The 13,448-nt window shown below is 64.4% G+C and carries 14 protein-coding genes; 6 read left to right on the top strand and 8 right to left on the bottom strand.

Going from position 1 to position 13,448, the window contains the following annotated elements; all coding sequences use genetic code 11:
* Positions 1-35: 35 nt before the first annotated feature.
* Together C3F36_RS11185 and C3F36_RS11190 are read right to left on the bottom strand one after the other, a co-directional pair.
* Complete coding sequence (locus C3F36_RS11185) at positions 36-692, bottom strand: DUF3313 domain-containing protein (RefSeq protein WP_104455082.1); 657 nt, start codon at positions 690-692, stop codon at positions 36-38.
* A gap of 126 nt (positions 693-818) precedes the next feature.
* A complete protein-coding gene (locus tag C3F36_RS11190; protein ID WP_104455083.1) occupies positions 819-1,262 on the bottom strand; it encodes an SRPBCC family protein in 444 nt (147 codons plus the stop codon).
* Between the two features lie 198 nt (positions 1,263-1,460).
* Here C3F36_RS11190 and C3F36_RS11195 point away from each other — a divergent pair, with 198 nt between their 5' ends.
* Complete coding sequence (locus C3F36_RS11195) at positions 1,461-2,126, top strand: chromophore lyase CpcT/CpeT (RefSeq protein WP_182976170.1); 666 nt, start codon at positions 1,461-1,463, stop codon at positions 2,124-2,126.
* A gap of 53 nt (positions 2,127-2,179) precedes the next feature.
* Here C3F36_RS11195 and C3F36_RS11200 read toward each other — a convergent pair whose 3' ends face one another.
* From C3F36_RS11200 to C3F36_RS11220, 6 genes are all read right to left on the bottom strand, one after another.
* Positions 2,180-2,818: a LysE family translocator gene (locus C3F36_RS11200; RefSeq protein WP_104455085.1), complete on the bottom strand. Its 639-nt coding sequence runs from the start codon at positions 2,816-2,818 to the stop codon at positions 2,180-2,182.
* A gap of 85 nt (positions 2,819-2,903) precedes the next feature.
* Positions 2,904-3,707 carry an AraC family transcriptional regulator gene (locus C3F36_RS11205; RefSeq protein ID WP_010672489.1) on the bottom strand — a complete coding sequence of 268 codons (804 nt, stop codon included), beginning with the start codon at positions 3,705-3,707 and terminating at the stop codon, positions 2,904-2,906.
* A gap of 56 nt (positions 3,708-3,763) precedes the next feature.
* Positions 3,764-4,660, bottom strand: a complete 897-nt coding sequence (gene rarD / locus C3F36_RS11210) for an EamA family transporter RarD (RefSeq protein WP_104453197.1) — start codon at positions 4,658-4,660, stop codon at positions 3,764-3,766.
* A gap of 122 nt (positions 4,661-4,782) precedes the next feature.
* Positions 4,783-4,956: a hypothetical protein gene (locus tag C3F36_RS23600; RefSeq protein ID WP_010672491.1), complete on the bottom strand. Its 174-nt coding sequence runs from the start codon at positions 4,954-4,956 to the stop codon at positions 4,783-4,785.
* A 125-nt stretch (positions 4,957-5,081) separates the two neighbouring features.
* A complete protein-coding gene (locus C3F36_RS11215) occupies positions 5,082-6,578 on the bottom strand; it encodes an aldehyde dehydrogenase (protein WP_039039526.1) in 1,497 nt (498 codons plus the stop codon).
* 219 nt (positions 6,579-6,797) lie between these two features.
* Complete coding sequence (locus C3F36_RS11220) at positions 6,798-7,340, bottom strand: cupin domain-containing protein (RefSeq protein WP_010672493.1); 543 nt, start codon at positions 7,338-7,340, stop codon at positions 6,798-6,800.
* 171 nt (positions 7,341-7,511) lie between these two features.
* Between C3F36_RS11220 and C3F36_RS11225 the strand changes: the two genes are divergently transcribed.
* From C3F36_RS11225 to C3F36_RS11245, 5 genes are all read left to right on the top strand, one after another.
* Complete coding sequence (locus C3F36_RS11225) at positions 7,512-8,840, top strand: aspartate aminotransferase family protein (protein ID WP_042864608.1); 1,329 nt, start codon at positions 7,512-7,514, stop codon at positions 8,838-8,840.
* Between the two features lie 97 nt (positions 8,841-8,937).
* Complete coding sequence (locus C3F36_RS11230) at positions 8,938-10,434, top strand: CoA-acylating methylmalonate-semialdehyde dehydrogenase (protein ID WP_104455086.1); 1,497 nt, start codon at positions 8,938-8,940, stop codon at positions 10,432-10,434.
* Between the two features lie 83 nt (positions 10,435-10,517).
* A complete protein-coding gene (locus tag C3F36_RS11235) occupies positions 10,518-11,246 on the top strand; it encodes a glutamine amidotransferase-related protein (RefSeq protein WP_010672496.1) in 729 nt (242 codons plus the stop codon).
* 153 nt (positions 11,247-11,399) lie between these two features.
* Positions 11,400-12,371, top strand: coding sequence for a LysR substrate-binding domain-containing protein (locus C3F36_RS11240; protein ID WP_029313477.1), 972 nt, complete (start codon positions 11,400-11,402; stop codon positions 12,369-12,371).
* 60 nt (positions 12,372-12,431) lie between these two features.
* Complete coding sequence (locus tag C3F36_RS11245) at positions 12,432-13,271, top strand: PfkB family carbohydrate kinase (protein WP_041212154.1); 840 nt, start codon at positions 12,432-12,434, stop codon at positions 13,269-13,271.
* The last annotated feature ends 177 nt before the right edge of the window (positions 13,272-13,448 follow it).

A 13,448-nucleotide genomic window follows, 5' to 3' on the forward strand; every position in this document is an offset into this window, starting at 1 on the left:
TGCCCCCTGGCAGGCTTTGTCGTTTTCGGCCCGGCTCAGCGCCCCAGGTTGTCGGCCAGTTGTTTGGCGCGACTTGCGGCCCACTGATCGATCATCTTCTCCATCTCCTCGGCGGTGATGGGGGAATCCTTGTGGGTGGTGTCCGGGCTCTCGCGAGCGTCCATCACCCGCACCAGCAGCTTGCCGCTCTGGGCGTCGAGCAACTGGGCCATGCTGCCCACCTTGAGCAGATAGGGCTCCTTGCCTATCACCTCGCGGGTGACGTTGATGGCGATCTTGGCGGGCAGCAGATCCCGCAGCTTGGGGTCGGGCCGGGTCAGGTCGAAGTTGGTGATGGCCGCCTGCACCCGCATCACGCCGGGACCGGGTTCGGTAGCCATCTTGATGCCCTGGCTCATCAGTTCGCGCTGGAAGGTGGCGTGGTAGTAGCGGCCGATCTCGTTCTGCTCGTTGGCGGTCAGCAGATACCACTGGCCGTTCTCCTGGCGGATGAACTGCAAGGGATCGAGCAGTACCTGATGGTACTGGCGCAGATCCACGCCGGGCTCCTTGTAGATGCGCTGGTTGGGGTTGCTCTCGCTTTGCTGGAAGGCGGTGAGCGGGATCGCCTGCAGGCTGTGGGTGACCTGGTTCTTCACGGCGCACCCGCCCAGCAGGGCGGCGGCCATGGTCATCATCAAGACTCGTTTCATGGGGGCTCCTGGCGGTGGATGGTCGCTGCAAGAACGCAGCCCGCCCTGCCCACAGAGATACCTGATCAGGCCCCTCTCTCACAAGGGGTATCTGTGCGGGGCCACCGGGGGAGCCCCCGTGTCGGGTCACTCGGCGGGGATCTCGGGCTCCACCAGGGTGGCGAGCTGCATCAGGGACTCCTGCCAGCCGAGGTAGCACATCTCCACCGGGATGACCGCCGGAATACCCGCCTGTTCGATGGCGAGATCGGTGCCGCACAGCACCTGGGTGAGGGTGATGGTGACCTGCATCTCCCCCGGCAGGTTGGGGTCGTCGAAGCGGTCGGTGTAGCGGATGCGCTTGCCCGGCTCCAGCGCGAGATACTCGCCGCCGAAGGCGTGGGTGTGGCCGGTGCCGAAATTCGTGAACGACATACTGAAGGTGCCGCCGACCCGGGCCTCCAGTGCCGCCACCTTGCAGGTGAAGCCATGGGGGGGCAGCCATTTGGCCAGGGCGTCCGGCTCGATAAAGGCTCTGTATACCCACATCGGCGGGGCCTTGAGTACGCGGTGCAGGGTGACTGTGTTCATGGGGGACTCCTCTTGGCGGCAACAGGGACGGGTCGCAGCAAGGATAGCCGTCATCCCCGTGGCCTGCGGGGGGGCGTCGCCTCCTTTCGCCTGCAGAGAGGATTTTTCGTTTTCTCTTCAAGGAGTTGATCAAGATAGAGGTTATTGTCACCGTTCGCTCATATAATCGCCGCCATGCAAGCGACTCGGAAGGATTCGATGACACAGCTGATGGCGGCCCTGCTGGGGCTGTTTTACGCCAGCCTGATCTGGGCGGCGCCCGTCCCCTTCGTGACGGCCCCCGGCCCCCATGCCACGCAGGCGAGGCTGGAGCCCCTGCTCTCCTGGTTCTCGGGGGAGTTTTCCAGCCAGGAGCAGGCCACCTTCGATGCCCGCTTCACCAGCGCCGAGCTGCGGCTGGTGGAGATCTGGCCCGGGGAGGGCCCCTTTCGCTGGGTCTATGCGGAGCAGTTTCTGACCGAGCGGGCGCAGCGACCGTTTCGCCAGCGCATCTACCGCTTCTCCTCCCTGCCCGATGGCCGCATCCTGATGGCCGAACTGACCATGCCGAGGGCCACGGATTTTGCCGGCGCCTGGCGTCGGCCCGAGCTGCTTGACTCCCTCACCCCGCAGCAACTCTCTCTGCGCGAAGGGTGCGAGATCTGGCTGACCCGCCAGCCGGGCGGGGAGTACAAGGGACAGACCCGGGTCGGGCATTGCGCCACCGATTTTGGCGGTGCCACCACCCTGGTGCAGTACCTCTGGATCGGCCCGGACAGTGTCCGGCTGCTGGACAGGGCCTATGACAACGGCGCCCATCAGCGCTGGGGCAGCCCGGGGGAGGGTTACGTCTACCTGCGCAAGGGGATGCGGCGCGGGGAGTAGTCACGCCGTCCGTCAAGGCCCCTCCCTGCTTGCCGCCATAAAGAACGTGCCGGTCAGGCCGCCGGCCAGTACCCTTGCAGATCCACCAGGATGGAGAGGCTGACCGCGCCAAACAGCAGGCCCGTCATCAGGTTGAGCGGGCGCTGGATGCGGCCGAGCAGGTGCTGGGCGCGGGGAGTGGAGAGGCTCCAGGCCAGGGCGCTGAACCAGACGAGGGAGAGCAGGAACAGCTCCAGGATCAGCAATCCCCGGGTCAGGCCATCCACCTGGGGCGTCACCATGGCGGCCAGCAGTCCTATGAAGAACAGCATCGCCTTGGGGTTGAGCAGATTGGTGGCCAGCCCGCTCTTCACCCCCTTGCGCCAGCCCGGCCGCTCGCCCCCGGCGCGCAGCGCCAGATCCCCGCTTCCCTGCCAGGCCGCTTTCAGCGCCCCCCAGCCCAGCCAGCCCAGATAGAGGGCACCCACCAGTTTCACGGCGAGAAAGAGCCAGGGCTGGCTTGCGATCAGCAGGCTGATGCCGGTGAGACTGAGGGTGGCGTGGAGCAGGATGGCGAGGGCGATGCCAAGGGCCGCTCCGAGGGCGGTGGGCCTGTGCAGGCTGGTGCGCAGGATGAGTGCGAAATCCGGGCCCGGGCTCGCCAGGGCGACGAGGTGGACGAGACCCAGGGTCAGAAACAGGCTGGTGAACATAAAAGACCTCCGACAGCGGTATGGAGGTGACAGCATGGGGCAGGACGGGGGACGGGAGATTGTAAAAGATTGCAGCAGCGACGATTCAGGCGGGCAGCATCTGCTGGCGATACTCCGCCGGGGTGAGCCCGAAGGCCTGACGAAAACCGTGGTGGAAGTGGCTCTGATCGAAGAAGCCCACCGCCAGTGCCACCTCGCTCACCGGCAGACCGCTGCCGAGCAGGCGCTTGCCCTGTTCGAGGCGCAGCCGCTTGAGCCAGGCATAGGGGGTCATGCCGGTCTTCTTCTTGAACTGACGCAGGAAGGCGAAGCGATCCAGCCCGAACAGGGCGGCCAGATCCTCCAGAGTGTGGCGCTCGTCCAGCCGGGCCAGCAGATGGTCGCGCAGGAACCTGAGCTGGGGATCCGCCAGGGCGTGGCGCTCGGGGGCGAGCCGGAACAGTTCGCCCAGCAGGGCCAGCAACTGGCTCTCCGCCAGCAGGCCGTCGGGGGCGGGGCCGTCCAGGTGCATGTGCAGGCGGGCAAAGCCCTGGTAGAGGTCGGGGCGGCTCTGCAATCCCTGGTGGAAAAAGGGCTCGGGGTGCTCCGGCAGCCAGCGGGCCAGCTGCTCGGGGGCGATGGAGAAGACCCGCACCTCGTACCCTTCCGGCAGCAGGCTGAGGCCGTCGTGCATCTCGTCCGGGTTGACGGTGGAGAGTTCGCCGCGCACCAGGTTGTGGCTGTTCCCCTTGTGGATGAACTTCTGGCCGCCCCGCTGCACCAGACCGATGTGGTAGTCCAGATGCACGTGGCGGCCATAGCTGAACTCCCTGTGGTGGGAGTGGGAGAGTTCAACCCCCGGCAGCAGCCGGGATTGCCAGTAGTGGATGCGGGATTGGGGTGCGTTCATCCCCTATTGATACCCCGAAAGCGGCCCCTTGGCTTGTAGATTATTGCGCCGGCGCCTCAGCCGGCCTCCTGGCGCCGCTTGCCGCTGCGCAGGCCATCCAGGCTGAACAGCACCAGGGCGCTCCAGATGCAGCCGAAGGTGATCATCTTGTCCAGCGCCAGCGCCTCGCCATAAAGGGTCACCGCCAGGATGAACATCAGGCTGGGGCCTATGTACTGGAAGAAGCCCAGGGTGGAGAGCTTGAGCCGGGTGGCCGCTGCGGTGAAGCAGAGCAGGGGGGCCGTGGTGACGGCGCCCGCGGCGATGAGCAGCAGGTTCAGGTGCCAGTCATTCTGGGTGAGGTGGCTGGTGGGGCTGTCGGCGATGCCCCACAGATAGAAGGCGGCTGGCGGCAGCATGATCAGGGTCTCGATGAGCAGGCCGGTGAGGGCGTCCAGGGCCAGTTTCTTGCGAATGAGGCCGTAGATGGCGAAGCTCGAGGCCAGCACCAGGGCTATCCAGGGCAGGGAGCCGAAGGCGATGAGCTGGACGGCGACACCGACAAAGGCGAGCCCTACCGCCCACCACTGCAGGCGGCGCAGCTTCTCGCTCAGAAACACCATGCCGAGCAGCACGTTGAACAGGGGGTTGATGTAGTAGCCCAGGCTCGCATCCAGCATGTGGCCGTTGTTGATGGCCCAGATGAACAGCAGCCAGTTGCCGCCGACGGTGACGGAGGTGAAGGCCAGAGTGAGCAGCACCTTGGGATGGCGCAGCACCGCCTGCACCTTGTGCCACTGGCGTCCGAGCAGCACCAGCACCATCAGCAGGGCGCAGGACCAGATCATGCGGTGGGTCAGGATCTCGGCGGCCGGCACGGCGGAGAGGGACTTGAAGTAGATGGGTGCCAGGCCCCAAAGGGTGTAGGCGCCGAGGGCATAGAGGACGCCCTGGCGCTGGATCTGTTGTTGCATGCGGATAACCTTCACTGGAGTGCGGATGTCGGGAAACATCGCAAAAAGTCAGTGTAGCGATCCTTTTGCAGGGAAAGAAGACAATAAATGGGTCTGACGGGATTTTAACAGCAGGAGCGACTTCAGCGACCGCCCCCGCGGCGGATCTTCTCCACGTCCATCAGCAGCCACAGCATGAGGGCGATGGCGGAGATCCAGGGGCCCCAGGTGACATAGGCTTCCCCCTGACCCAGCACGAAGAACAACAGCGGCAGTCCCACCACCAGAAACAGTACACTTCCCAGAAAAAACAGCATTTTTATCTTTAAATTTAATGGCTTGCTATTTGACGATTATATCGATTGAGCGAGGGGATAAAAGAGTAAAAATGAGAAAGGGGGATTTCTCCCCCCTGTTTTGTTGATAAGCGTCATTTATGACGTTATTCGAGCTGGATCCAGGTGCTTTTCAGCTCGGTGTACTTCTCCAGGGCGTGCAGGGACTTGTCGCGCCCGTTGCCGGACTGCTTGAAGCCGCCAAACGGCATGGTCATGTCGCCGCCATCCCAGTTGTTGACGAAGACGGTGCCGGCGCGCAGGGCGCGGGAGCCCTTCACCGCCTGGTTGAGATCCGCCGTCCAGATCGCCGCGGCCAGGCCGTAGTCGGTGTCGTTACCCAGCGCAATGGCCTCTTCCAGGGTGTCGAAGCCGGTCACCGCCAGCACGGGGCCGAAGATCTCCTCGCGGAAGATGCGCATCGTCGGGGTCACGTCGTCAAAGATGGTGGGTTCGATGTAGTAGCCGCCCTCCTCGGGCTGGGTGCGCTTGCCCCCCAGCAGCAGCTTGGCGCCCTCCTGCTGGCCGATGGCGATGTAGTTGAGCACCTGCTCCATCTGGATGTGGTCCACCATGGCGCCGATGCGGGTGGTGGGGTCGAGCGGGTTGGCCGAGATCCACTCGCGGGCGTGGGCCAGCAGCCGCTCCATGAACTGGGGCTTGATGCTGTTTTGCACCAGCAGGCGGGAGGCGGCGGTGCACACTTCCCCCTGGTTGTAGAAGATGGCGCCGACGGCGCTGCGGGCGGCGGCATCCAGATCCGGTGCATCCGCCAGCACGATGTTGGGGCTCTTGCCGCCGCACTCCATAAAGGCGCGTTTCAGATTGGACTTGCCGGAGCACTGCACCAGATGCTTGCCGATCTTGGTGGAGCCGGTGAAGGTGATGCAGTCGACGTCCATGTGCATGGCCAGCGCCTCGCCCACGGTGTGACCAAAGCCCGGCAGCACGTTGAAGACGCCGTCGGGGATGCCCGCCTCCTTCGCCAGACCCGCGATGCGCAGGGCGGTGAGGGGGGATTTCTCGGAGGGTTTGAGGATCACCGAGTTGCCGGTGGCGAGCGCCGGGCCCAGCTTCCAGCAGGCCATCACCAGGGGGAAGTTCCAGGGCACGATGGCAGCCACGACACCGAGGGGCTCGCGGGTCACCAGGGCCAGGGCGGACTCTTCCACCGGGGCGACCTGATCGTAGATCTTGTCTATCGCCTCGGCGTTCCAGGCGATGCAGTTCGCGGCGGCGGGGGCGTCATACCCCATGGCGTCGCCGATGGGCTTGCCCATATCCAGCGACTCCAGCAGTGCCAGCTCCACCAGGTTCAGGCGCATCAGCTCGGCGAAGCGCTGCATGATGAGCTTGCGCTGCTTGGGAGAGAGGCCGCACCAGCGCTTGTCGTCGAAGGCGGCACGGGCCGCCTTGACCGCCAGCTCGGCATCGGCGGCGTCGCAGGAGGCGACCCTGGTCAGCAGTTGGCCGTTGGCCGGGTTGATGCAATCGAAGGTGGCGCCGTTGACGGCATCCCGGTAGGTGCCGTCGATAAAGGCTTGCGAGGGCAGGGTCAGATGGGCGGCCTTGTGTTGCCACTGGGCCAGGGTCAGGTCACTCATGTTCACTCCTTGAACCGGCAGAAAGTCAGTCTCCGCGTATCAATATGCTAAACATCCTGCCGCTTGTAAATCCATCTTGTAACAATTCATTAAACACTGTTCCCGAACAACCCGGGCCAACGGCGGGTCACACCGGGCGCCCTGGCCTGTGGTGTCGCGGGCCTGATCCCCGGGTCGGGCAGGGGTGGATCCCGGCGGGCTGTTCCGAGAGAAGGCCCGTCAAAAGCTGGCGGGCGTGTTGGCCGAGATCAGCACGCACTCCTGATCCCCCACGTTGCGAAAACGGTGGGGAGTGCGGCTGTCGAAGTAGTAGCCATCCCCCGGTGCCAGCAGGTGAACCTGCTCGCCTACCGTGACTTCCACCTGACCCCGGATGACGATGCCGCACTCTTCCCCTTCGTGACTCAGCATGTCGTCACCGGTGTCGGCGCCCGGGGGCAGTATCTCCTGCATCATGCCGATGGCGCGGTTGGCGCGGCTGTGACCCACCAGACGGTAGCTGATGGGGTGGGTGCCGAGATCCGGCATGTCGTCCGCACGGAAGATCACCTCGGAATCCATCTCCGTCTCGTCGGTGAAGAAGCTGGCCAATGACATGGGGATGCCTTCCAGCACCTTGCGCAGGGAGGCCACCGAGGGGCTCACCTGATTTTTCTCGATCTGGGAGATAAAGCCGTTGGTCACACCGGAGCGTTTTGCCAGCTCGCGCTGGGAGAGGGCCGCCTTGGTGCGAACCGCCTTGAGGCGGTGACCGATATCCATCGATAGACACTCCTTGACTGTTTACTATTATTAAAATTGTGTTAAATATCTTATACCACCCCTGAGGGGTGACACCAAGCCGGGCGATAAAAGCCCTTTTTTATGGATTCAGGTGTTTAATTTAATAGGCATGAGCCGGGTGTTACTAAACGCCTTAAGGATGAGGTGACCATGAAACCTGTCAGCGACATCAATACCCCCGACATGTCCGCATTCTGGATGCCGTTCACCGCCAACCAGCAGTTCAAGGCGGCGCCGCGCATCCTGAAGTCGGCAGAGGGGATGTATTATCACTCAGAGGATGGCCGCAAGATACTGGATGGCACTGCCGGACTCTGGTGTTGCAACGCAGGCCATGGTCGGCGCGAGATCGCCGAGGCGGTCTCCCAGCAGATCTCCCACCTCGATTTTGCCCCCACCTTCCAGATGGGCCACCCCCTGCCGTTCGAGCTGGCCAACCGGCTGGTGGAGATCGCCCCCAAGGGATTCGGTCACGTCTTCTATACCAACTCCGGATCGGAATCCGTGGACACCGCGCTCAAGATTGCGCTGGCCTGGCAGCGGGCTCGCGGCCAGGGGACTCGTACCCGGCTCATCGGCCGCGAGCGCGGCTACCACGGGGTGGGTTTTGGCGGCATCTCGGTGGGGGGCATTCCCGGCAACCGCAAGTGGTTCGGCTCCCTGCTGACCGGGGTGGATCATCTGCCTCACACCCTCAACATAGGGAAAAATGCGTTCACCAAGGGATTGCCAGCAGAAGACCTCACCCTGGCCGATGAACTGGAGAAGATTGTCTTCCTGCACGACGCCAGCAACATCGCGGCGGTCATCGTCGAGCCCATCGCCGGCAGCACCGGGGTCATCATGCCCCCCAAGGGCTATCTCAAGCGGCTGCGGGAGATCTGTACCAAACACGGCATCCTGCTGATTTTTGACGAGGTGATCACCGGTTTCGGCCGCCTCGGCTCCCCCTTCGCCGCCCAGGAGTTCGACGTCATCCCCGATATGATCACTTGCGCCAAGGGGCTCACCAATGGCGCCATCCCCATGGGGGCCGTGCTGGTACAGAACCACATCTATGACGACATGATGGCGGCGGGCAAGGGGGCCATCGAGCTGTTCCACGGCTACACCTACTCCGGCCACCCGGTGGCGGCGGCGGCGGGTCTGGCCACCCTCGAGATCTACCGTAACGAAAATCTGCTGACCCGGGCGGCCGATCTGGCGGGCTACTGGGAGGAGGCGGCCCATTCCCTCAAGGGCTGCAAGCACGTGAAGGACGTGCGCAACTACGGCCTGGTGGCGGGCATCGAGCTCGAACCTATGCCCGATGCGCCGGGCAAGCGGGCCTACGAGGTGTTCGTGCGCTGTTTCGAGAAGGGGGCGCTTATCCGGGTGACCGGCGACATCATCGCCCTGTCGCCGCCCCTCATCATCGAGCGCAGCCAGATCGACGATCTCTTCACCCTGCTGCAGGACGCCCTGCAGGCCCAGGACTGACCCCACATCACACAGGATGGCGCTCGTCCCGGGCGTCATCCCCCTGTGCTGCCCCGGCGCGGCGAGGGGAGGACGGATGACCCATCACGGAGGATTTATGAGTTACAGGATCGACAACTTCATCGACGGCGAGACGACCGAGAGTCGCAGCGAGCGTTTCGGTGCCATCTTCAATCCGGCCACCGGCCAGCAGCAGGGCTCCGTCGTTCTCAGCACGGCCGACGAGTGTGCCGAGGCGATTGCCTGCGCCGAACGCGCCTTTGGGGAGTGGTCCCAGACCCCGCCGCTGGTGCGGGCCCGGGTGCTGTTTCGCTTCAAGGAGCTGATGGAGCAGCACAGGGACGAGCTGGCCCAGCTCATCAGCCGCGAGCACGGCAAGGTCTTCTCCGACGCCCAGGGGGAGCTGACCCGGGGGCTGGAGGTGGTGGAGTTTGCCTGCGGCATTCCCCATCTGCTCAAGGGGGAGCACTCCCTCAACGTGGGCCGCGGGGTGGACAGCCACTCCATGATGCAGCCGGTGGGAGTATGCGCCGGCATCACCCCGTTCAACTTCCCGGCCATGGTGCCGCTCTGGATGTTCCCGGTGGCCCTGGCCTGCGGCAACACCTTCATTCTCAAGCCCTCGGAGAAGGATCCGTCCCTCTCCCTGCGCATGGCCGAACTGCTCAAGCAGGCGGGCCTGCCGGACGGGGTGCTCAACGTGGTCAACGGCGACAAGGAGGTGGTGGACGTGCTGCTGACCGACCCGAGGGTCGGTGCCGTGTCGTTTGTCGGCTCCACCCCCATCGCCCAGTACATCTATGCCACCGCCTCGGCCCACGGCAAGCGGGTGCAGGCCCTGGGCGGCGCCAAGAACCACATGGTGGTCATGCCGGATGCCAATCTGGATCAGGCGGTTTCCGCCCTGATGGGGGCCGCCTATGGCGCGGCGGGCGAGCGTTGCATGGCGATCTCGGTGGCCGTGGTGGTGGGTGACGAGACCGCCGATACCCTGGTGGCGAAGCTCTCGCCCCTGGTGGCGGCCCTGCGGGTGGGCCCGGGACTGGGCCAGAGCCCGGAGAACGAGATGGGGCCCCTCATCAGCCGGGAACACCTGGCCAAGGTGCGCGGCTACGTGGATCAGGGGGTGGCCGAGGGGGCCGAGCTGGTGGTGGATGGCCGGGGCCTGAGCCATGGCGAGGGCTACTTCATCGGGGGCAGCCTGTTCGATCGGGTCGGCCCCGAGATGCGCATCTACCGGGAGGAGATCTTCGGCCCCGTACTCGCCATCGTGCGGGCCCCGGACTACGAGACGGCCCTGCGCCTCATCAACGAACATGAGTACGGCAACGGCACCGCCATCTTCACCGGTGACGGAGATACCGCAAGGGACTTCACCACGCGGGTTCAGGTCGGTATGGTAGGGGTGAACGTTCCCATTCCGGTGCCCATGGCGTTTCACAGCTTCGGTGGCTGGAAACGGTCCATCTTCGGGCCGCTCAACATGCACGGGCCGGATGGGGTGCGCTTCTACACCCGGATGAAGACGGTGACCGCCCGCTGGCCCCAGAGCCTGCGCGCCGGCGCCGAGTTCTCCATGCCGACCATGAAGTGAGCCACCGGCTCGCTGCCATGGCTTTAATCTCTTGCCCCCGCAGGCCGCCGGTTTGCGGGGGCGCTTCTGTCAAGGAGTAACAGATGCGACTGGGTATTCTCGATTGTGACCGGCTGGACCCCGATTTGGTGGGGGATTTTGGTCCCGTTTACTCCGAGATGTTTATCAAGGGTTTCCGGGCGTTGGCCCCCGAGCTGGAATTTCGGGTCTGGTCCGCCCTCGACGGCGATCTGCCCCCGGATCTGACCGAATGCGATGCCTGGCTCATCACCGGCTCGCGCCACGATGCCTACAGCGACATCCCCTGGATCCTGGCGCTGCGCGACTGGATCCGCCGGGCCCACGATGCCAACGTCAAGCTGGCCGGGGTCTGCTTCGGCCATCAGGTGATCGCCCAGGCGCTGGGAGGGGAGGTAATGAAGTCCACCAAGGGGTGGGGGCTGGGGGTGTCGGTCCATGCCATGCAGACGACAAAACCCTGGATGGCGCCGGGGCTGGACACCATCCGCATCCTGGCAAGCCACCAGGATCAGGTGGAGCAGCTTCCGCCGGGGGCGACCCTGCTTGCGGGCAACGACTTCTGCCCCAACTTCATGTTCCTGCAGGGGGATCACATCGTCGCCATCCAGGGGCACCCGGAATTCTCGGTGGCGTACAACCGGGCCCTGATCGAGCGGCGACGGGACAGGCTGCCCGATGCACATTACCAGAGCAGCCTCTCTTCCCTGGAAGGGGAGGTGGATTCCGCCACCATGATGCAGTGGCTGCTGCAGTTCCTCGGCATCCTGCCGATCGGGGCCGACGCGCGCTGAACCCTGTTTGTCATATCCACCGCGCTGATGCTAGATTTTGTAGCAAAATGAAGGATCAAGCGGCGATATGCCCAGTCCGGATGATACACTGGCCGCCATTTTTGGCGGCCTAGTCCATCGACGAGCGCCGCGTCAGTCTGTGAGGGGGCAACCTTGAAACTACAGCAGTTGAAGTATCTGATCGCGGTGCGGGACCACAATCTCAACGTCTCCGTTGCCTCCGATGCGCTCTATACCAGCCAGCCTGGGGTGAGCAAGCAGATCGGCTTGCTGGAGAGCGAGCTGGGGGTGCGCATCTTCGAGCGCCGCGGCAAGCACCTGCACCGGATCACCCCGGTGGGGGAGGAGATCATCAAGTGTGCCGAGGCCATGCTCAATATCGAGAGCAAGATCAAGGCCATCTCCCGGGAATACCTGGATCCGACCGTGGGCACCCTCAACATCCACACCACCCACACCATCGCCCGCTACCTGCTGCCGAAAAGCGTCACCTACTTCACCAAAAAGTACCCCAAGATCTCGTTCCACCTGCATCCTGTGATGTCCGCCACCAAGGAGCAGATCAGCAAGGGATACTCGGATTTTTCCATCGTGGCCCACGAGATAGGCTTCGACAAGGAGCTGATCGCGCTGCCCGCCTACCTCTGGACCCTCTCCCTGGTGGTGCCCCAGGAGCACCCCCTGGCCAAGGTGAAGAAGCCGACCCTGGAGCAGCTCTGCCAGTATCCCATCCTGAGCTACGAGAGCGGCGCCACCGGGCGTCAGGTGCAGGACAAGGTGTTCCAGGCGGCTGGCCTCACCCCCAACTACTACATGACGGTGATGGATGCCGGCGTCATCAAGCGCTACGTGGAGCTGGGCTTTGGCATCGGCATCATCTCCTCCCTGGTTGCCAACGATAGCGATGCCCCCGGCCTCGTGGCCATCAATCTGGAGCACCTGTTCGAGCCCTGCCCGGCCCAGATCTGCTTCAGCAAGAGCATCCTCTTGCAGAACTACATGTATGACTTCATCAGCTCCTTCTCCCCCCATCTCACCAAGGAGATGATCCAGAACGTGATGCAGCAGCCGACCCAGGCGCGCATCGACGAGCTGTTGTCAGGGGTGGAGCTGCCCGTCTACTGATCCCGCTTCCGTTTCTGTGCCGGCACCCCGGGGGGCCGGCCTCCTCCCGCCGAGGTTTCCATGTCCCGCATCCTGCTGCTCGCCAATCTCAACTGTGATCATGTGCTCTCCCTGGCCGAACCCCTGGTGGCGGGGGCGCGGCTGCAATACGTGGATCAGGGGCGCAGACTCGGCGGCGGCGCCGCCAATACCGGCATCGGACTGGTGTGGGCGGGGCACGAGGTGATCATCGCCTCCCGGGTCGGGCTGGACGACACCGGTGACTGGCTGCTGGAGCAGGCGGCCTCATACGGCCTGGATTGCAGCCATGTGGAGCGCTTTGGCGGCGAGACCGGCGAGCTGCTGGTGCTGGTGGACGCCACCGGTGAGCGCACCATCCTCAGGCGCCCACGTCGTCCGGATCTGCCGGGGGATCTGCCGACCGAAGGGGTGGACTGCCTCTATGTGAACTATCCGGGTACCGCCATCGTGGGCTACATGCGCCAGATGCTCGCCAAGAGTTTCGTGGTGGCCCAGTATCCCAAGGGGGGGCAGGCCCGCCGCCCCTGCCACGTACTGGTGGCCTCCCGCTCCGATCTCGGCGAGGTGAGCGACCCCTGGCAGCATGCCCGCCAGCTCGCAGGGGAGCAGCTTGAATGGCTGGTGCTGACCGAGGGCAAGGCGGGAGCCGTGGCCATTCACGGGGAGGAGCAGGTCAGGGTGGCGGCGCGACCGGTCTCCGTGGTGGATACCACGGGGGCGGGGGATGCCTTCGCGGGCGGTCTCATCCACGGTCTTGCGCGGGGCATGGCCATGGCCGATGCGTTGCAGTGCGCCGTGGACTGGGGCGCCTTCGCGGTGGCCTCCGAGAGCTCCATCCCCTCCCAGGCGCTGCGCAACTGGCTGAAACAGCCCCACTGAACTCGCCGGACAACGGCGCCGGCGATGGCAGAGGAGGTGGGGGTTTGTCGACGGAAACCGCCAAAACCCCTCGCTGAGGCGGCAAGTTTGCGATCAATCAAAGAAAGTGTCGATTTATGTACATCTTCGTCGACACCCGCCCGGGCTGCTCTTACCCTTGTGACTTCACGACTCGGT

It is taken from the genome of Aeromonas sp. ASNIH2 (assembly GCF_002934795.1).
GTDB lineage: Bacteria > Pseudomonadota > Gammaproteobacteria > Enterobacterales > Aeromonadaceae > Aeromonas > Aeromonas caviae.

What these genes read in the sequence shown, in the direction of transcription:
- C3F36_RS11225 (WP_042864608.1), top strand. Translation starts at nt 7,512, where the DNA reads ATGAAACCTGTCAGCGACATCAATACCCCCGACATGTCCGCATTCTGG.
- C3F36_RS11220 (WP_010672493.1), bottom strand. Translation starts at nt 7,340, where the DNA reads ATGGATATCGGTCACCGCCTCAAGGCGGTTCGCACCAAGGCGGCCCTC.
- C3F36_RS11200 (WP_104455085.1), bottom strand. Translation starts at nt 2,818, where the DNA reads ATGTTCACCAGCCTGTTTCTGACCCTGGGTCTCGTCCACCTCGTCGCC.
- C3F36_RS11185 (WP_104455082.1), bottom strand. Translation starts at nt 692, where the DNA reads ATGAAACGAGTCTTGATGATGACCATGGCCGCCGCCCTGCTGGGCGGG.
- C3F36_RS11205 (WP_010672489.1), bottom strand. Translation starts at nt 3,707, where the DNA reads ATGAACGCACCCCAATCCCGCATCCACTACTGGCAATCCCGGCTGCTG.
- C3F36_RS11235 (WP_010672496.1), top strand. Translation starts at nt 10,518, where the DNA reads ATGCGACTGGGTATTCTCGATTGTGACCGGCTGGACCCCGATTTGGTG.
- C3F36_RS23600 (WP_010672491.1), bottom strand. Translation starts at nt 4,956, where the DNA reads ATGCTGTTTTTTCTGGGAAGTGTACTGTTTCTGGTGGTGGGACTGCCG.
- rarD (WP_104453197.1), bottom strand. Translation starts at nt 4,660, where the DNA reads ATGCAACAACAGATCCAGCGCCAGGGCGTCCTCTATGCCCTCGGCGCC.
- C3F36_RS11230 (WP_104455086.1), top strand. Translation starts at nt 8,938, where the DNA reads ATGAGTTACAGGATCGACAACTTCATCGACGGCGAGACGACCGAGAGT.
- C3F36_RS11215 (WP_039039526.1), bottom strand. Translation starts at nt 6,578, where the DNA reads ATGAGTGACCTGACCCTGGCCCAGTGGCAACACAAGGCCGCCCATCTG.
- C3F36_RS11195 (WP_182976170.1), top strand. Translation starts at nt 1,461, where the DNA reads ATGACACAGCTGATGGCGGCCCTGCTGGGGCTGTTTTACGCCAGCCTG.
- C3F36_RS11245 (WP_041212154.1), top strand. Translation starts at nt 12,432, where the DNA reads ATGTCCCGCATCCTGCTGCTCGCCAATCTCAACTGTGATCATGTGCTC.
- C3F36_RS11190 (WP_104455083.1), bottom strand. Translation starts at nt 1,262, where the DNA reads ATGAACACAGTCACCCTGCACCGCGTACTCAAGGCCCCGCCGATGTGG.